The organism is Nocardia nepalensis, from assembly GCF_048910785.1.
In the GTDB taxonomy this organism is placed as follows: Bacteria; Actinomycetota; Actinomycetes; order Mycobacteriales; family Mycobacteriaceae; genus Nocardia; species Nocardia nepalensis.
In genome coordinates this window covers 173,066-190,995 of the sequence record NZ_JBKBET010000008.1, presented here as the reverse complement: position 1 = coordinate 190,995, position 17,930 = coordinate 173,066, and the positions used below count along the sequence as shown (strand labels likewise).

General features: G+C 65.0%; 14 protein-coding genes. 4 read left to right on the top strand and 10 right to left on the bottom strand.

Translation table 11 applies throughout. The features are described 5' to 3' along the window. The first annotated feature begins 113 nt into the window (after positions 1-113). A complete protein-coding gene (locus ACHQ4I_RS08260) occupies positions 114-2,918 on the top strand; it encodes an aminotransferase class I/II-fold pyridoxal phosphate-dependent enzyme (protein WP_420771124.1) in 2,805 nt (934 codons plus the stop codon). A 54-nt stretch (positions 2,919-2,972) separates the two neighbouring features. On the opposite strand, the gene ACHQ4I_RS08255 is transcribed toward ACHQ4I_RS08260, so the two are convergent. Continuing rightward, positions 2,973-3,791, bottom strand: coding sequence for a class I SAM-dependent methyltransferase (locus tag ACHQ4I_RS08255; protein WP_420771095.1), 819 nt, complete (start codon positions 3,789-3,791; stop codon positions 2,973-2,975). Between the two features lie 287 nt (positions 3,792-4,078). On the opposite strand from ACHQ4I_RS08255, the gene ACHQ4I_RS08250 reads away from it, so the two are divergent. Then, a complete protein-coding gene (locus ACHQ4I_RS08250; protein WP_420771094.1) occupies positions 4,079-5,485 on the top strand; it encodes a selenium-binding protein SBP56-related protein in 1,407 nt (468 codons plus the stop codon). Positions 5,486-5,527: 42 nt separating this feature from the next. Here ACHQ4I_RS08250 and ACHQ4I_RS08245 read toward each other — a convergent pair whose 3' ends face one another. The 6 genes from ACHQ4I_RS08245 to ACHQ4I_RS08220 all read right to left on the bottom strand — a co-directional run bounded on the left by ACHQ4I_RS08245 (position 5,528) and on the right by ACHQ4I_RS08220 (position 12,811). Further along, the gene (locus ACHQ4I_RS08245) at positions 5,528-6,379 is read right to left on the bottom strand and encodes an ABC transporter permease (RefSeq protein ID WP_420771093.1); all 852 of its coding nucleotides are present in this window, start codon (positions 6,377-6,379) and stop codon (positions 5,528-5,530) included. After that, on the bottom strand, positions 6,379-7,344 hold the full coding sequence (locus ACHQ4I_RS08240) for an ABC transporter permease (RefSeq protein ID WP_420771092.1): 966 nt from the start codon (positions 7,342-7,344) through the stop codon (positions 6,379-6,381). Before ACHQ4I_RS08240 ends, ACHQ4I_RS08245 begins: the two co-directional genes overlap by 1 nt. Positions 7,345-7,349: 5 nt before the next feature. Continuing rightward, positions 7,350-8,870 carry an ABC transporter substrate-binding protein gene (locus ACHQ4I_RS08235; protein ID WP_420771091.1) on the bottom strand — a complete coding sequence of 507 codons (1,521 nt, stop codon included), beginning with the start codon at positions 8,868-8,870 and terminating at the stop codon, positions 7,350-7,352. Positions 8,871-8,906: 36 nt separating this feature from the next. After that, entirely contained in the window at positions 8,907-9,869 is a 963-nt protein-coding gene (locus ACHQ4I_RS08230) for an oligopeptide/dipeptide ABC transporter ATP-binding protein (protein ID WP_420771090.1), read from the bottom strand. Then, positions 9,869-10,828: an ABC transporter ATP-binding protein gene (locus ACHQ4I_RS08225; protein WP_420771089.1), complete on the bottom strand. Its 960-nt coding sequence runs from the start codon at positions 10,826-10,828 to the stop codon at positions 9,869-9,871. The genes ACHQ4I_RS08230 and ACHQ4I_RS08225 overlap by 1 nt, the downstream gene beginning before the upstream one ends. Before the next feature lie 744 nt (positions 10,829-11,572). Next, a complete protein-coding gene (locus tag ACHQ4I_RS08220) occupies positions 11,573-12,811 on the bottom strand; it encodes a lipase family protein (protein WP_420771088.1) in 1,239 nt (412 codons plus the stop codon). A gap of 258 nt (positions 12,812-13,069) precedes the next feature. Between ACHQ4I_RS08220 and ACHQ4I_RS08215 the strand changes: the two genes are divergently transcribed. Together ACHQ4I_RS08215 and ACHQ4I_RS08210 are read left to right on the top strand one after the other, a co-directional pair. Beyond that, entirely contained in the window at positions 13,070-13,399 is a 330-nt protein-coding gene (locus ACHQ4I_RS08215) for an ArsR/SmtB family transcription factor (protein ID WP_420771087.1), read from the top strand. Next, positions 13,399-14,112: a cation efflux transmembrane domain-containing protein gene (locus tag ACHQ4I_RS08210; protein WP_420771086.1), complete on the top strand. Its 714-nt coding sequence runs from the start codon at positions 13,399-13,401 to the stop codon at positions 14,110-14,112. The genes ACHQ4I_RS08215 and ACHQ4I_RS08210 overlap by 1 nt, the downstream gene beginning before the upstream one ends. A 15-nt stretch (positions 14,113-14,127) precedes the next feature. Here ACHQ4I_RS08210 and ACHQ4I_RS08205 read toward each other — a convergent pair whose 3' ends face one another. The 3 genes from ACHQ4I_RS08205 to ACHQ4I_RS08195 are packed head-to-tail and all read right to left on the bottom strand — an operon-like array spanning position 14,128 to position 17,841. After that, a complete protein-coding gene (locus ACHQ4I_RS08205; protein WP_420771085.1) occupies positions 14,128-15,252 on the bottom strand; it encodes a flavin-containing monooxygenase in 1,125 nt (374 codons plus the stop codon). Beyond that, the gene (locus ACHQ4I_RS08200; RefSeq protein ID WP_420771123.1) at positions 15,249-16,484 is read right to left on the bottom strand and encodes an MFS transporter; all 1,236 of its coding nucleotides are present in this window, start codon (positions 16,482-16,484) and stop codon (positions 15,249-15,251) included. Before ACHQ4I_RS08200 ends, ACHQ4I_RS08205 begins: the two co-directional genes overlap by 4 nt. Positions 16,485-16,491: 7 nt before the next feature. Beyond that, a complete protein-coding gene (locus tag ACHQ4I_RS08195) occupies positions 16,492-17,841 on the bottom strand; it encodes an NAD(P)-binding domain-containing protein (protein ID WP_420771084.1) in 1,350 nt (449 codons plus the stop codon). Between the last annotated feature and the right edge of the window lie 89 nt (positions 17,842-17,930).

Here is a 17,930-nt window from a genome sequence, read left to right as displayed (position 1 = left end):
GCCCGCTAGGAATTTGATCTACGGCGAGGGACAATATTGCAGGATGAGTGTTCCAGGGTGATCTGTCTTCGACAAATCACTACGCCCACTGAATGAGGGGCGAAACTGACGACATGCACCGAGACGGCGAGCGCCCGAAAGGGCTTTGTGTTTCCGCGCTGGCGGCGGTAGCGAACCCGTCGTACTCGCGAATCGACACGTGGAATCTGCTCGACGACGCGTGCCGTCAGCTCGCCGATGTCAACCGTGCCGGGCTGGACACCACTCACGTAGCCGCCCGCGTGCGGCGCCTCCTCGATCGTCTCGGCGCCTACGAGCGGTACTGGCTGTACCCGGGCGCGGCGAGACTGGCAGCGTTTCGCGGATTTCTCGCCGATCTCGCAACGGTGCGGCTCACTGAGGAGGTGTCGCTGGCCGTGCGCCTGCTCTCCGAGTACGGCGACCGCACAGCTGTGTTCGACACATCCGCGCCGATGGCCGATCAGGAACTCGTGGCGCGGGCCAAACAGCAGCAGTTCTTCACCGTCCTGCTCGGCGACGATTCCCCGCCCGAAGCTCCCGAGAGCCTGGCGGAGAGCCTGCGGGCGCTTCGCGACCCGTCCGACGATGTGCGGTTCGAGCTGCTCGTCGTGTCGAGCATCGAGGACGCCATCACCGCTGTCGCGTTGAACGGCGAGATCCAGGCCGCGATCATCCGGCATGACCTGCCGCTTCGCTCGAGCGACCGGGTGCCGCTGATGACCACGTTGCTCGGCGCCAACGATGACGTGGTCGTGACCGACCGAACCCAGAACTGGGTTGAATGTGGCGGGTGGATCAGGGAGCTGCGGCCCCATATCGACCTGTATCTGCTCACCGACGAGTCGATCGCCGCGGAGACCGAAGAAGAGCCGGACGTCTACGACCGCACGTTCTATCGGCTCAACGATGTCACCGACCTGTACAGCACGGTGCTCGCCGGCTTCCGGAGCCGGTTCGCCACACCGTTTTTCGATGCCCTGCGTGCCTATGCGGCCGCACCGGTCGGCCAATTCCACGCCCTTCCCGTCGCGCGTGGCGCCAGCATCTTCAACTCCAAGTCGCTGCAGGATATGGGCGAATTCTATGGCCGCAATATCTTCATGGCCGAGACGTCGTCCACCTCCGGCGGGCTGGATTCACTGCTGGACCCGCACGGCACGATCAGGGTGGCGATGGACAAAGCCGCGAAGACATGGTGTGCCGATCAGACGTACTTCGTCACCAACGGAACATCCACCGCGAACAAGATCGTTGTGCAGGCCCTGACCCGGCCGGGCGACATCGTTCTGATCGACCGCAACTGCCATAAGTCGCACCACTACGGCCTGGTGCTCGCCGGGGCGTACCCGAGGTACCTGGACGCCTACCCGCTCGAGCCGTTCGCGATCTACGGAGCCGTGTCCCTGCACACCATCAAGAAGGCGCTGCTGGACCTCGAGGCGGCCGGACAACTGGACCGAGTGCGCATGCTGCTGCTCACCAACTGCACTTTCGACGGCATCGTCTACAACCCCCGGCGCGTGATGGAAGAGGTTCTGGCGATCAAGCCGGACATCTGCTTCCTGTGGGACGAGGCGTGGTACGCGTTCGCGACCGCGGTGCCGTGGGCTCGGCAGCGGACCGCGATGGTAGCGGCCGAGCAACTCGAATCGACACTGTCCTCGCCCGGATACGCCGAGGAGTACCGCACATGGCGTGCATCGATGCAGGGAGTCGACCGCGCCGAGTGGAGCAACCACCGGCTGCTTCCCGACCCCGAGCGGGCTCGGGTGCGCGTGTATGCGACGCATTCGACCCACAAGTCGCTGTCAGCGCTTCGGCAGGCGTCGATGATTCATATCCACGACCAGGATTTCAAAGCTCTCGTCCGAGAGGCGTTCGGTGAGGCGTTTTTGACCCACACCTCGACGTCGCCGAACCAGCAACTCCTGGCGTCGTTGGACTTGGCGCGTCGGCAGGTCGACATCGAGGGCTTCCAACTGGTCCGCAACGTCTACGACATGGCACTGGTATTCCGTCACCGCGTCCGCAAGGACCGACTGATCGGCAAGTGGTTCCGCATCCTCGACGAGGCCGACCTGGTGCTAGACGAGTTCCGGGCCTCTGCAGTCAGCTCGTACCGGCAGGTCAGGCAGGGTGGTTTGGCAGAGTGGAACGAGGCGTGGCGCTCCGATCAGTTCGTGCTCGACCCGACTCGGGTCACCCTGTTCATCGGCAAGACCGGCATGAACGGGTTCGAGTTCCGGGAGAAGGTCCTGATGGACCGGTTCGGTATCCAGATCAACAAGACCTCGATCAACAGCGTGCTGTTGATCTTCACGATCGGCGTCACCTGGTCGAGCGTGCACTACCTGCTCGACGTGCTGCGTCGGGTGGCCACCGACTTCGAGCGCAGCCAGAGCGCGGCAGGTAAGGCCGATCACGCCCTGCAACAGCGCCGGATCGACGAGATCACCAAGTATCTGCCGGCGCTGCCCGACTTCAGCGAGTTCGACAGCGTGTTCCGTCCCGACGGCGCCAGCTCGTTCGGCGACATGCGATCGGCCTTCTATGCCGGGTATGAGGAGTCCGACCGCGAACACGTCCTGCTCGGCGACGCCGGGCGACGGCTCGCCAAGGGGAAGACCCTGGTGTCCACCACCTTCGTCGTTCCATACCCGCCCGGCTTCCCGGTGCTGGTCCCGGGGCAGGTGGTCTCGACGGAGATCCTGTATTTCCTGGCCGAACTCGACGTCAAGGAAATTCACGGATACAACCCCGACCTCGGGTTGTCGGTCTTCACCGAGGACGCGCTCGCGCGGCTGGCCGCGGCTCGACACGCGAGTGCCGCGGCGGTCGACGGTGCGCCGCAGGCAGCTCCGGCACGAGCAAGCCACAGTCGGGTAGGGATCTCGTGATTGCGCCGACTCTCGTGTGGCTTTCCGATGGTCCGGGCACGTCATACGACCAGTTCAGGCGGATCGGCGTGCGGTGACCAAGAGGTACTCCCACTCCATCCGCCCGTTGCCCAGATCGTGTCGGGAAGCGAGATCCGCGAGTTCCCGGTCCAACCGCGCGATCCGGTCGGGTTCCGCGGCAATGGCCTTGTACACGGCGACCGTCGGCCCGTAGTGGGCCTTGAAGAAGTCGCGGAACTCGGCGCCGTCGGCGAAACGATCGATGACCGCGTTTTCGCGTCGCAGCTCCAGGTCGGCAACGCGATCGCCCAAGAGCGACCGGACATGTGCCTCGTCACCCCACATCGGGGGCGGCATCGCACCGGGCGGGGGCGGCGGAGCGAACGGTTTCATCGTGGCGAACATCTGCCCGATGAATCCGGTGGGGGTCCAGTTGATCAGCCCGATCGTGCCGCCCGGCTTGGTGACCCGCACCAGTTCGTCCGCGGCCGCCCGGTGGAACGGCGCGAACATGATGCCTACGCACGAGATCACGGCGTCGAACTCGGCATCGGCGTAGGGCAATGCCTCGGCGTCGGCTTGCTGCCACTGCAGGTCGACGCCCCGGGCGGCGGCGAGACGCCGGCCCGCGTCGAACAGCTCCGGCGTAAGGTCGCTCGCAATGACGTCCGCGCCGGTCTCCGCGGCCGGGATCGCTGCATTCCCGGATCCGGCCGCAATGTCCAGCACGCGCTGACCCGGGCCGATATGGCAGGCCTCGACGAGACGCCGGCCCAGGCCGGGGATGACTTCGGTGGCGACTACCGGGTAGTCGCCCAGTGCCCACATCGCACGATGCCGCGCCTTGAGATCAGCGGGGCCGGATTCGGTCATCTTGTGCTCCCTCTGTAATCGGGCCGGCGGACGCTGCCGAACCTATCGATGATGGTCCTGGCATGGCCGAATGCGCGGCAGCCACACTGGATGACGGCGAGGAGGTGTCGGTGCGCACTCTGCCACCGCACCGGCCGTAGCTGGTGGATCTGCGACGAAAGGCCGAGACTGGTTACTGCCTGCCCGCGCCATTACGGCACGCGACCACACGGGTCGCGCCCACCTCGGAACTGCCAGATCGGGCGAAGTGCGTGGGTCTCCGCCTATCGACATGAAGGAGGCTGGAAATGGATCGCTCAGACATGGACCCGACCTTCTACCGGAGCGCGGCGGCCGCGGCGGCCGCGCCACCGGAGCGGCTCGCGTACGTTGTTGCGTTCGACCGCGCGGCACAGAAGCCAGATGCGCTGTCAGTAATCGATGTGGATCCGGGTTCGGAGACCTACGGCCGGGTGGTGGGCTGGACCGAGGTACCCCATCTGGGCAACGAGCTGCACCATTTCGGCTGGAACGCCTGCAGCAGCGCACTGAAGCATGAGGGCCACCACATTGAGGGGCTGGCTCGGCGGTACCTGATCGTGCCGGGTCTGCGCTCGTCGCGCCTGTACGTGTTCGACACCCAGCCCGACCCACGCCAGCCCACCCTGTCCAAGATCGTGGACAGCTCCGAGCTCGCGGCCAAGGCCGGCTACTCCCGTCCGCACACGTTGCACTGCGGGCCGGACGGTGTGTTCATGACCTGCCTCGGCGCGGCAGACGGATCGGACGGGCCGGGCGGGATCGCGCTGCTCGATCACGGCACGTTCGATGTGCTGCGGCAATGGGAGACCGACCGTGGGCCGCAGTACTTCGCGTACGACGCCTGGTGGCATCTCAACCAGAACACGCTGATCAGCAGCGAGTGGGGCACCCCGTCCATGATCGAGGACGGGCTGAAGCCGGAGCTGTTGCTGGCCAACAAGTACGGCCACGCGATCCACTTCTGGGACCTCACCGCCGGTAGGCACCAGCAGCGGATCGATCTCGGCGAGCAGTACCAGATGCCACTCGAGCTGCGCCCTTCGCACGATCCGGACGCCACCTGGGGGTTCGTCGGCGTGGTGATCTCGACCGAGGATTTGTCGGCCTCCGTGTGGCGTTGGCACCGCGATGGGGGAGTGTGGGCGGTCGACAAGGTGATCACCATCCCGGCCGAGCCGGCTGATCCCGACCTGCTGCCGCCGGCGCTGAAACCGTTCGGCGCGGTGCCGCCGCTGGTCAGCGACATCGACCTGTCGGTCGACGACGCATACCTGTACGTCTCGTGCTGGGGTACCGGGGAGCTGAAGCAGTTCGACGTGCGCGATCCGGCCAACCCGAAACAGACCGGTTCGGTCCGCCTAGGCGGGATCGTGGGCCGCACCGCCCACCCGGCCGCGCCGAAACAGCCGCTTGCCGGCGGCCCCCAGATGGTCGAGATCAGCCGTAACGGGCGGCGGGTCTTCGTCACCAACTCGCTCTATGGCGCGTGGGACGACCAGTTCTACCCGGACGGGGTTGGCGCCTGGATGGCCGTGATGCACACCGATCCCGACGGCGGAATGACCATCGACGAGTCGTTCTTCCCGCACGACGGGGACTTTCGAGGTCTGCGGGTGCACCAGGTGCGCCTCGAAGGCGGCGACGCCTCCTCCGACTCCTATTGTTACCGGTAGTCGGCCGAAGCTGCGCAAATGCGCTGTCGGGTTCCTTCGAATTCAACTGTCGGAGAGAAGATCGCGGCACTCATCGCCGATTCGGTAGGTCGCCAGCACAGAGACGGCAATGAGTACACCCGGCGCCAAGGCTTGGCCCGGTGCGCTCAGAATGTGCTGATAGGCGTTGTTCAAGTCGCCACCCCAACTCGGCGCGGGAGGCTGGATGCCCAAGCCGATGAAGGACAGTGCGGCCTCGACGATGAAGGCCAATCCGGCGAAGACCGCAGCCTGGATGATCACCGGACCGATCGCGTGCGGGAGGACATGCCGGATCAGGATTACGTGCGCAGGGCAGCCGGACATCCGTGCGCTGAGCACGTACTCGCGACGCCGTACCTCGGCCACGCCGCCTGCGGTCAGACGCGCGATCACCGGTGCGAACACCACACCCACTGAACACATCGCCGTCACGAGGTCGGGGCCGAGAACACCGGTGATGGCAATCGCCAGCACCAGCGCAGGAAAGGCAAGAAGAGCGTCGGCCGTTCGCATCAGTACCGTCCGCAACCAGCTCGGCCCGTAGCCCGCGCCGAGCCCCCAAGGCAGGCCGAGTGCCGAACCGACACCGACCGCGATCAGAACGCCCGCGAACGACGACCTGCCGCCCCAGATCAGTCTGCTCAGCACATCCCGGCCAAAACTATCGGTTCCGAGCAGGTGAACGGTGCTGGGGCCGGCGAATCGGCTGGTCAGGTCTTGATCGGTCGGACTGTACGGTGCGACCACCGGTGCCAGGATCGATATCAGGACCAGCCCACCGAGGATGCCGATACAGACCCACAGCCCGACGCGTGACCAACGGCCACGCCGATCGATCGATCGAGTTTCATCGAGCAGCGTCAGCGCGGTCATCAGCGGGCCTCCGCTCGCAACCGCGGCGTCAGTACGCCGTTCAGCACATCCACGAACAGATTCAGCCCCAGAACGATTGCGACATAGATCAATACGATGCCCTGCAGCATTGGGTAGTCGCGGGTCTGGATAGCCGTGATCAGGGCGCCGCTCATACCGGGCAGCACGAAAATCTGCTCCAGCACTACCGTCGCGCCCAGGATGCCGATGGCGAGCAATCCGTAGACGGTCAGCAGGGTCGACAGCACATTGCGGAACGCGTAGCGCCACACCACGGTCCGCTCGCGTAGTCCCATCGCCCGAGCAGTCCGCACGTATTCACTCGACAGCGCATCGATCATCGCGGCCCGGACTTGCCGTACCACAACAGCGGCCGCACCTGCCGCAAGTGCCGTCGCGGGCAGCACCAGGTGCTGCAGATTCCCGATCGGGTCCTGTCCGAACGGTATGTACCCAAGGGCTGGAAACATCTGCAAACCGACCGCGAACACATCGATCAGCACGATCGCGAGAAAGAAATCCGGCACCGCGAGCCCTATTCCGGAGAGCGCGCGGACCACGCCATCGGCTCGGTGACCGGACCGGTACGCGGTCCAGACCCCCACGGGCACCGCAACCGCGGCCGACATCACCAATGCCAGTCCGACCAGCTCCGCGCTGACCGGAAGCCGGTGCAGCACCTGGTCGGCTACCGGCGCACCGTTGACCAGCGACGTACCCAGATCTCCGCGGACCACTCCGCTGAGCCAGTGCCAATACTGCTCGTAGAGTGGCTTGTCCAGACCGAGCCGCCGGTTGATGACGGCCGGGTCCACATCGGTGCTACTCACCCCGATCAGGGCCTCCGCGGGCCCACCGGGGACCAGGTGAATCAGCAGCAGAGTCAGCACCGTTGTCAGGAAGGCGGTGGGGAACATCTGCCCGAGCCTCCTGAGCACCAGTCTCACGAGGTCGCTGTCCGTCATTCGCCTCATGACACGGCCAGATGTGCCAGTTCAGGCGAACCGTTGAGCGCGGGGACGACGCCATGGACTCGCTTGGTGTAGGCGCTCACGGCCGGCGCGTGGAAGATCGGAATGAACTCGGCTCGCTGGATCAGGATCTGGTTGATCTGCTTGACGACCGCCAGTTGCTCGGCCTCGGTGTAGGTGTCGTTCAGCTGCGCGATCAACTTGGTGATCTCGGGGTTCGGCTCCGCATTCTGCCGGTAGTACGACGTCGATCCGAGCAATGAGCTGTAGTTCAGCGGCGCCGACCACTGCGACGGCCATCCGACGCTGAATACCTCGGCGCCGTTGTGCGCGACGAACTGCGATATGGCCTGGGCACCAGGGACATTGGTGAAATTCACCTCGATTCCGACCTTCTTCCACTGCTCGGCGACCAGCACCGCGACGGTGGAGAAGGGCGGCGCGGCAACGGATATACCGCGGATCGTCACACCGTTGGGAAACCCGGCTTCGGCGAGCAATTGCCGGGCCTTGTCCGGGTTGTAAGGCCAGGCGTTGTCCGCCGCGTCGTCGTGAAATGCAGCGCCCGGCGGATACAGCGACCATGCAGGCATTCCGGTGTCGCTGTCGAGCACAGTCTTGGCAATGGCCTTACGATCCAGAGCATATTCCATCGCCAACCGTAGTTTTGGATTGTTCACGGGGTTGTTCTTGGTGTTGATCATGACCGCGGTAAAGCCGAGCTGCGGAGTACGTTCCACCGTGATGTCGGGGAGACGTTCGAGTCCCGCAGTCGCGGATTCACTTACCCCGTAAGCAAAGTCGGCGGCGCCGGATGAGAGCGCGTTCGTCATCGCCGTGTCGCTGGTGATGATCTTTATATTGATACCCGCGGCTATGGGGCCGGATCCGCTGACCGGCCGGTAACCGGCGAACCGGGTAAAGGAGTACTCGCTGTTGGGCACCGCGCGAGCGAATTGATACGGCCCGGCGCCGATCGGATGGTTCGCGAAGTCGTTTCCGTACTGACGCAATGCGGCCGGCGAGGCCACGAAGCCCAAGCGGCTGCTCAGATAGCCCGGCATCCCGGACGTCGGGCTGCTGAGTTTGATGGACAGGGTGTCGGGAGCCTCGACATCGATGCTCTTGATGGAGGGAACCGATACGAGCCCGGTGGCGAGACAATGCTCCATACTCGCCTTGACGGCCTCCGCGTCGACGGGAGAACCGTCGTGAAAGGTCGAGCCCGAGCGGAGTTGCACAGTAAAGGTCAGTTTGTCCGCACCGACGAAATCCCACGAGGATGCCAGGCCCGGCTGAGGTTTGAGAGTCTTCGGATCGATATCGATTAGTGGGGCATAGAGCAGTTTGAGATAGGTCAGGTCATAGCCGGAGTTTCCGGCACACGGATCTAACGAGCTAGGTGTTTGCGGAGTGGCGACAGTAACCGCCGCATTGGGGTCTGCGGGCGCGGGCGACGAGCCACCGCCACACGCGCTCAGTACGAGTGCGGTGGTGGCCGCGAACGCGCCGGCGGTCAATTTTCGGATCATGCGGGTTCTACTTCCTTATCGGTGTCACAACGAGCCGGCCTGCCACGCATCGATGGCTCGGTCCCGGAAGTGGCATGCAGTCGAGTGGTCATCGCCCGCATCGCTCATCAAAACGGGCGCGACTGCCGCGCAGTGCTCGGATGCCAACGGGCATCGAGTACGAAATCGACAGCCGGACGGCGGTTTTCCGCGCTCGGAAATCTCGCCCTGAAGGAGAACCCGGCGTCGGTCACGACGTACGAGCGTCAATCGGGGTACGGCTGCGAGCAACGCCTGCGTATAGGGATGCGCGGGAGACTCCAGAATCGCTGCAGTGGAACCGATCTCCACCAGTTGCCCCATGTACATGACGCCGACCCGATCCGCGATCTTGGCTACCGAACTCAGGTCGTGGGAGATGAACAGGTAGGTCAATCGATGCTCGTCACGCAATTCGGCGAGAAGCCGGAGAACATCGGATTGCAGCGACATATCCAAGGACGCGACAGGTTCGTCGCACAGAATCAGGTCCGCGCGGGATGCGATGGCGCGGGCTATGGTGACGCGTTGCCGCTGTCCTCCAGAGAGCTGAGCCGGTCTTCGATCCGCGAGATCGTCGCCGAGCCCGACACGCCGTAGCAGCTCGACGGCCGCAGGTCGCAGTGATCGCGGAATACGCAGCCGCTCGGGCGCCATGACTTCGGCGACGCACTGCCAGACCGGGATACGGGTATTGAGGGCAGAACGCGGATCTTGAAAGATCACGTGCGACGATCCGCCGGCGCGCCGACCCACCGATGAATCACGGTGAATCGTTCCGGCAGTAGGTTTTACGAGCCCGGCGAGTGCATGAGCCAACGACGACTTCCCGGACCCGGACTCTCCGATTATGGCGAGCGTCTCGCCTTTGTCGAGAGAGAAGCTGACATCGTCGACGGCAAGCAGCCGATCGGCACCGCGGCGGTACGCCACAACCAAGTTGCGGACTTCGAGGAGACTCTCGACCATCAAGCCACCAACCCATCGAGATCCAGTTCGGAACCGCGCAGACAGCGCGTCGCTGATCGGCCGGAGAAGACCAGCTCGGGGTGTGTTGTGCGACAGCGATCGACCGCGTAGGCGCAGCGCGGTTGATAGGCGCATCCCTCGCGGTTGGGAGCCAGCTCGCGTGCGGGCGCGGACTTGTCGATCCGCATTTCCAATGCGGTTGCCTGCAAGAGGTTCTGCGAGTACGGGTGAGTCGGGCTGTGCAGCAGGTCGTCTCGCGATGCGACGTTGACCACTTCGCCCGCGTACATGGTGATGACGCGGTCGCACAGGTCGGCGACCACACCGAGGTCGTGGCTGATGAGCAGGATCGACAGTCCGTCTTCATCGGCGAGCATTCGAAGCAGTTCGATGATCTGCGCCTGAATGGTGACATCGAGGGCCGTGGTCGGTTCATCCGCGATCAGCAGCCTCGGCCCACACGCCAGCGCCATGGCGATCATGACCCTTTGGCACATGCCACCGGACAGCTCGTGCGGGAAGGCATGGAGCAACCGATCGGGACCGGGTAGGCCGACTCTGCCGAGCAGCTCGACCGCCCGGGCCGAAGCCTGACGCGAGGTGATCCGCTGATGCGCCCGAAGCACGTGGGAGATCTGCCGACCGATGGTCAGTACGGGATTCAGCGAGGACCTGGGTTCTTGAAAGATCATGCTGAGATCACGACCCCGCACAGCCCGCAGCCGGTCCGGAGATGCCCGCAGAAGGTCGTCGCCATCGAAGACGATGCGTCCCGCGACCTCGGCTCCTGGCGGGTAGAGGCCGAGGATACCCAGGCCGGTGAGGGTCTTTCCGCTTCCGCTCTCGCCGACCAGGCCGACGACCTCGCCAGCGTCGAGTTCGAAACCGACCTCGCGAAGAAGCTGTCCCGCGACCGGAAGCCTGAGCGACAGATCTTCCACAGTCAGAAGTGGGGCCATGCGGGTTCCCTCAATCATGATGTCCTGGTTCGGATTCGAGCTCCGACCATGTTGTGCGGACAATTCGCCATTCGCCGTGCGACTTGAAACTGAACTCAACATCAAGTTGTGATCTACGTCAAGTACTGATCCGGAATCGACGCCACTCCGGTCCTCCTACGCTGATGGAACGCCAGGCAGCCGAAAAGATATGGGAGGAACACCCGCCCGGAGCCCGCAGATCCCGGCAATGCCGGCCCCAACGACCTGGCCCGGTCGGGCCGAACGTGGTATCGCCGGCGTATCGGTATCAGGCGGTGTGCGAGGTGCTGGGTGGCTCCCCGATCGGGGAGGTCGCCGCTCGGTACGGCACCTCACGACCGTCGGTGGACACTGGCGCAAGCGGTTCGAACGCAACACCGTTTGTGGGGCGGTGATCAATCCAGCGCGCACCGCGAGCGCACGCACATGTGGCCGGGCTCGAGCTGGTCACGGAACAGCATCTCGCGCAACATCTCTCGCACCAGCACTGGTGGAGAAGGTGTTCCGGCCTACTGTTCGCGCGGTCAGTGCACCTATGTATATCGGGTACGGGATGTGGAGGTCGACTAGTCGTGGCGGCCGACTGCCAGGCCGACGCTGGACCTCGTCGACTGATCTGTTGTCGCCGGAATCGACCGCCACGTCCTGCGCCGTTGGAACGCTTTTCGCGCTGTATCGGATCGAAGCTCACGTGCCACCGAGTGCGGAGCCCCGGGCATCAGTTCATGCGGAGGTGGGGGCGAACTCGGCGGTGACGCGGTCCACGAGTTTCTTGGCTTCGGGGCTGTTGTGGTCGGTGGGCAGCTCCACGGGCTGTCCGTTGATCGGGACGGTTACCGGCCGACGGTTCGCTAGTACCTTCCTGGCACCGTCGCCGAGCGGTCCACCGGCCGAGGCCAGGATGCGGCCCATCACGGTGTCGGCGCCGACCGGCGGGAGGGCTACGACGCCCTGCGGCCACTGCACGCCTTTGATTTCGAAGAACTGATGGTAGCCGCCCAGGTGCTGGTACCCGACCTGTTGCCAGTACAAATCGTCTGGCTTTGAGCCTTGCGTTTGATTTATCGCTTGGTTGAACGTGCCCTGGAACACGCCGCCGGTGGGGTCGAAGTGTGCATAGTGGCCCGACACGGATGCCAGCACCTCGAGCATGACGAACATAAACTTCATACCATCGGGAGCAGGCTGGTTGTTCGTGGAGTAGAGAGCCGCGGCGGAGTCGATGTCGGGCGGGTTCCACATGCGCGGGACGATGTCGAGGTCGTTGGCGTAGCGCTGCACCCGTTGCAGGCGATCGGTGGTGTAGTCGACGAATTCCTGATTGCAGAAACTCGGTCCGGCGGTCGAGAGCACGCTGATCTTGGCTTTCTGGAAAAAGTCCCATACCAACTGGGTGTCGCGCAGGAACAGGGCAAGCGTGGGTGACAGGGCACCGCCGAGGCTGTGGCCGGTGACGGTCAGGTCGATAGCCTTGTCGCCGAGCTTGCTCAGGAACTCGGGCAAGGTGTGACCGGCACCGGGACGGTCGCCGGAGGGTTTAATATCTTTGAGGATGTTCACCCCGATGGCCGTGCCGATCGTGTGGCGGGCGGACTCGTTCAAGAACCACGGTATCTGGCTAATGAAGGCGTCCTCGACGAGCCAGTCGAACAGTGCGTTGGTGCTGCCGGCCACGGCGATCACGTACCGGGAGGTATCGTCTTTGCTTCGAACCATGTACAGGGCGTTGACCGCGTACAAGTCGGTGTCGAACAGCGCGACCCCCGGACCCCAGACGATCTCCCACCCCCCGATGACCTCCTGGTTGGTGTCGAGATACTGCTGGATCTTCTGATAGAGCGTGCCCTCCAGGTCGCCGTCTTCTTTGCTGATGCTGTTGACCAGATTCGCGTACTCGCACAGCTGGTATGTGATCTTGTCTTGCAGAGTCGGCTCGCTGATCGTCGTGGATCGTGCAGTCATGTTCCGCTCCTTGCCGTATGAGTTTCATCCGAAACAGAGGAAACAGAGAGGAGAAAGCGGTGACGCGAATTCACACGCCGCGTCCGTATCGGGGACAGATCATCCCGGACCGGTAGCTGTGTATAGGAGTCTAGACGATCCGCCACACATGCGGGTGAATCAGCTGCCCGTCCGGGACCTGACCTGAATCCGAAGCCCGGTCACCGGCTAGAACAGTTCAGATCTGGATGAATACAGCTAATTCTGTATCATCTATGTGTGGGAACTTCGCTGCACACCGATGCGCTGGCCCGGTTCGGTCACGCGCTGTCCGACCCCACGCGCACGCGCATTCTGTTGAGCCTGCGTACGGCTTCCGCCTACCCGTCAGACCTGGCCGAGCAGATCGGGGTGTCGCGGCAAATCCTGTCCAATCACCTTGCCTGCCTTCGGGGTTGCGGGCTCGTCGTCGCCGTTCCCGAGGGCAGGCGCAGCCGCTACGAACTGGCCGATACGCGCATCGCGCGGGCGCTCGAGGATCTGCTGGGTCTGGTGCTGGCGGTCGACCCGGCCTGCTGCCCGGATGCCGACTCCGAAGGGTGCTGCTGATGTCGCAGCCGCTGGGTATGCCGTCGTTGCCGACTGCTGCACCGCCGATACCGTCACCCGACCGAAAGGCCGTGCTGGCAAGCCGGATTCGCTGGTTCGTCACCGCGACCATCTCGTACAACGTGCTCGAGGCGATCATCGCGCTATCCGAAGGAGCGCGTGTCTCCTCGACCGCGCTGATCGGATTCGGCCTGGACTCGGTGATCGAGGTGTCCTCTGCGGCGGCGGTCGCTTGGCAGTTCTCCGGTCGCGATCCCGAAGCGCGGGAGAAGATCACACTACGGGTCATAGCCGTCTCCTTCTTCGCCCTCGCCGCCTATGTCATCGTTGACTCGATCCGCTCCTTGCTGGGTGCGGGCGAGGCCGAGCATTCCCCGATCGGCATCGCTTTGGCCGCAGCCAGCCTGGTGATCATGCCGGTACTGTCGTGGGCACAACGCCGCGCCGGCCGCGAGCTCGGATCCGCATCGGCGGTCGCCGATTCCAAGCAGACGCTGCTGTGCACCTACCTGTCAGCGGTGCTGCTGGTCGGCCTGCTGCTCAACAGCCTGTTCGGCTGGTCGTGGGCCGACCCGATCGCGGCACTGGCGATCGCCGCCATCGCGGTCGAGGAGGGTGTCAACGCCTGGCATGGCGAAACCTGCTGCCCCGCACCGTCTGTCATGGCTCGCGGCGAGGTGGGCGAAGGACACGACTGCGAGTGCCGCGACTGAGCTGAGTTCAGCCGTTCAGCTCGTCGAGCAGGGCGCGGACGTGACGCTCGATCTGATCGAAGAATGGGGCGCTGGAGGTCGTGGCTCGGAACGTGTTGGAACCTGGAGGTTCTGGCTGATGTAGGCGGCGTCCGCGCCGACGCCTCGTAGGGAGTTCGATGATGGTGTTCGTTGCCATTCCAGGCCGACGTATCCCAAGCCGGGGTGGGTGGTGGATATTCCTTTGCGGTGCCGTGGTGTTCCGGTGTCTGTGAGTGCGCCGATTGCGTTCAGGTATCGCAGGTTCGGGGTGTAGCCGGTGGCGAGGATGATTGTGTCGACCTGGGTGCGGGTGTTGTCGGGCCAGATGGCGTTGTCTTGCTCGAGGGTCGTGAACATTGTTCTGGCATAAGGTCTTTTGTTCTTGATCGCGGTGCGGTAGCGGCCGTCGTCGAGGACGGGCTGTGTCGGGGGTGTGCGCAGCAGGTGACCGATGGGGAGGGTGTCGAATCCGGTGATGGTGAACCAGAAGTGCACGTCGCGGCCGAGTGGGCGTTGTGGGAGGAACTTCACCGGCCCTCGGCTGGCCAGTGTCACGGTGGCGTGGTCGGCGAGTTCGGCGGCGATCTGTACGGCGGAGTTTCCGGCGCCGACCACGATGACGTGCTGGCCAGCGAAATCGGCGGGTGCGCGGTAGCTGCTGGCGTGGATGATTCGCCCGTTGAAGCGGTCTTGCCCGAGCAAGGGCGGGATGCGGGGTGCGCCGAAGGTTCCGGTGGCGGCGACCAGGCGTGGCGCGGTGAAGTTTTCGCCGGTGCTGGTGTGCACTGTGAATCGGTCGGCGATGTAGTCGACGGTGTCGACGTGTTGGCCGGTGTGGATGTCGGCGTCGAGGGTTTGGGCGTAGGTGCGTAGGTAGTCGATGACTTCGTCTCGGTGGGGGTAGCGGTCTGCTGCGCCGGGGAACGAAAGTCCAGGTAGGGAACTGTATTTGGCGGGTGAGAAGAGCGTGAGGCTGTCGTAGTAGTGCGGCCAGGAGCCGACGGGTTCGGCGCTGGCCTCCAGCAGTGCCACGGTGTGGCCTGCGCGGCGTAGGTGGTGTGCGGCGGCGAGTCCGGATTGGCCACCGCCGACGACAATGGCGTCGTATTCGCTTGTCACAGAAGATCCTTCGCGTCGATCCGCGGCGGGGTGGGCACGCCTGCGGCCGTGCCGGTGAGTACGGAGAACACGGCGATTCCGGCGAGGACGAGGTAGGCGTGGGCGTAGCTGCCGGTCCAGGACGACAGGGCGGTGCCCGCCCACGGGGCCAGTGCCATCACGATCACCACAGGAGCCGAGAGCAGGCCGTTGAGCCGCCCGTAGTGGGTTGCGCCCCATCGGTCGGTGATCGCGGTGGCCTGGATCAGGGTGAAGACGCCGCGCATCAAGCCCGCACCGATGGCGACGATGATCAGCACGGCCACACCGGTTACCAGACCGAGCAGTGCCGTGGCCGCCGCTGTCGCGGCGAGGATCGCGAGCGTGCGTGTGAGTACGGTGCTGCGCGCGGCGAGGGGCAGGTAGGCGATGCGTCCCAGCACTTGTCCGGCTCCGCCGAGTCCGAGCGCCAAGGCCGCCAGGGTTGGTGAGAATCCGCGTTCCTGAAGCAGCGGAACGAGATTGAATACCGCCGCGGCGGTGGTGAACGCCGCCAGGCACAGGGTGATCACGAGCATGCCGAAGGCGCGGCTACGAGCGACCGCCGTGTGGTCGGCGAACGCGTCGTGGGTCGGTGCCGGTGGGTGCGGCCAAGGGCCGCGCAAACCGAACCAGTGGGCCGGGACGGTCACGACCGCCAGCACGGCCGCGAGTACCAGATACGTTGTGCGCCAATCATTATTGGCGTCGAGGGCGGCGGTCAGCGGGGCGAACACGGTACTGGCGAGTCCGGCGGCGAGGGTGAGGATCATCAACGCTTTGAGACGTTGATCGCCCCACCAGCGAGTCAGCGCGGCGAATGCGGGCGGGTAGAGCACCGCACCCATCGCGATGCCCGCCAACGTCCAGCCGAGGAAGAACACGCCCAGGTTCGGCGCGGTGGCCACCACGGTCATGGCACCGACGGCCAGCAGCGATCCCAGTGTCATCACGGTGCGCGGCCCGATCCGGTCGAGGGTGCGGCCGACCGGAATACCGACCAGGGCGGCGGCCAGCTGCCCGAGGGAGAAGGCGGCGGTGATCGTCGACAGCGACCAGCCGGTGTCGCGGGTGATGGAGACCGCGAGCACGGGGAAAGCGTAGAAGAGGATGCCCCAGCTGGTGATCTCGGTCAGGCACAGCACCACCAGCACCCGGCGCAGACCGGCCTGGGTGAGCGATCCGGTCCGCGTCGTGGTCTCGATGTCGATCATGAGGCGTTCAGTCATCGCCGCCCACCGATCCGAGTGCGATCAGTTGCCGCGCCGGGAACCCGCAGCAGTCTCCATCGGCGCTGACGTCGGTGGTGTCGGGATCGTCGAAAACCCCCGCGCCGCCGCATACCCCGGTTTCGGGCAGTGTCAGCTCCACGCGTGCCGCCGATTCGTGGTCACCGGCCAGTTCGGCGGCGATACTGCGGACCTGCTCGTACCCGGTCAGGGCCAAGAACGTCGGCGCGCGCCCGTAGCTCTTCATTCCCGCCAGGTAGAACCCCGGCTCGGGATGGGCCAGTTCTTTCACGCCGTGCGGGTACACGGTGCCGCACGAGTGCACGTTCGGGTCGATCAGCGGGGCCAGCTCGACGGGGGCTTGCAATACCGGATCCAGGCCCAGCCGGATTTCCGACAGCCACGACAGCTGCGGCCGGAACCCGGTCAAGGCCACCACTTGGTCCACATCCTCGATGCGTGCGCCCGCCTCCGAGATCAGTGCGACGCGTCCGTCGCCGCCGGATTCGATTGCGGTGGTGCGGAATCCGGTCACCACCTCCAGCAGTCCCTGCTCGAGCGCCTTCTTGGCGCGCAGGCCCAGCGCTCCGCGGGCGGGCAGCTGGTCGGCCGCTCCGCCGCCGAACGTATTGCCGACCTCACCGCGCCGCAGGACCCACGTGATGCGGGAGCCGGGTGCCTGTTCGGCCAAGCCCGCGAGCGCCACGAGCGCGGTCAGCGCCGAATGCCCACTGCCCGCGATCACGGTGTGCGCACCGGCGTAGCGGGCGCGCACCACCTCGTCGTCGAGGTCGGGTACCCGGCGGGAAATCGCCTGTGCGGCAGCGGCTTCACCGAGGGCGGGCAGACCGTCCCCGCCCAGCGGATTCGGGGCGCCCCAAGTGCCGGAGGCGTCGATGACCGCCCGCGCGAGCACGCGTTCTTCGCGTCCGTCGGCGTGACGGACGCGCACGGTGAACGGTTCACCCTCACGCCCGGCATCGACCACGCGATCACGACCACGCCGGGTGATCCCGGTGACCTCGACTCCGAGGCGCACGATGTCGTCTCCGAGGGCTTTCGCCAACGGCACCAGGTAGTCCCCGGCCCAGTCCCGCCCCGTCGGGTAGGAATCTTCGAGCGGTGCGGTCCACCCCGTGGTGTCGAGCAGTCGACGCGCCGCCGGTGCGATCAGCTCACCCCAGCGGGAGAACAACCGCACGTGATTCCACTCGCCGACGGCCGCCCCGGCAGTCTGTCCGCGTTCGAACACCACAGGCGTCGAGCCACGCTCACGCAATTCCGCCGCAGCGGCCAGGCCGATCGGACCGGCACCCACCACGACCACAGGCAACTCGTTCATCGGAGATCCTTTCATCGACGAGTATCGATTTATTGAAGGGAACTGTATCGACGATCATCGATGAATGCAACCATCGATGGATATCGATA

Bases quoted from the DNA above. Each gene is read 5' to 3' on its own strand.
- ACHQ4I_RS08240 (WP_420771092.1), bottom strand. From the start codon at position 7,344: ATGACGGACAGCGACCTCGTGAGACTGGTGCTCAGGAGGCTCGGGCAG.
- ACHQ4I_RS08255 (WP_420771095.1), bottom strand. From the start codon at position 3,791: ATGACCGAATCCGGCCCCGCTGATCTCAAGGCGCGGCATCGTGCGATG.
- ACHQ4I_RS08260 (WP_420771124.1), top strand. From the start codon at position 114: ATGCACCGAGACGGCGAGCGCCCGAAAGGGCTTTGTGTTTCCGCGCTG.
- ACHQ4I_RS08245 (WP_420771093.1), bottom strand. From the start codon at position 6,379: ATGACCGCGCTGACGCTGCTCGATGAAACTCGATCGATCGATCGGCGT.
- ACHQ4I_RS08250 (WP_420771094.1), top strand. From the start codon at position 4,079: ATGGATCGCTCAGACATGGACCCGACCTTCTACCGGAGCGCGGCGGCC.
- ACHQ4I_RS08230 (WP_420771090.1), bottom strand. From the start codon at position 9,869: ATGGTCGAGAGTCTCCTCGAAGTCCGCAACTTGGTTGTGGCGTACCGC.
- ACHQ4I_RS08200 (WP_420771123.1), bottom strand. From the start codon at position 16,484: ATGATCGACATCGAGACCACGACGCGGACCGGATCGCTCACCCAGGCC.
- ACHQ4I_RS08220 (WP_420771088.1), bottom strand. From the start codon at position 12,811: ATGACTGCACGATCCACGACGATCAGCGAGCCGACTCTGCAAGACAAG.
- ACHQ4I_RS08225 (WP_420771089.1), bottom strand. From the start codon at position 10,828: ATGGCCCCACTTCTGACTGTGGAAGATCTGTCGCTCAGGCTTCCGGTC.
- ACHQ4I_RS08210 (WP_420771086.1), top strand. From the start codon at position 13,399: ATGTCGCAGCCGCTGGGTATGCCGTCGTTGCCGACTGCTGCACCGCCG.
- ACHQ4I_RS08195 (WP_420771084.1), bottom strand. From the start codon at position 17,841: ATGAACGAGTTGCCTGTGGTCGTGGTGGGTGCCGGTCCGATCGGCCTG.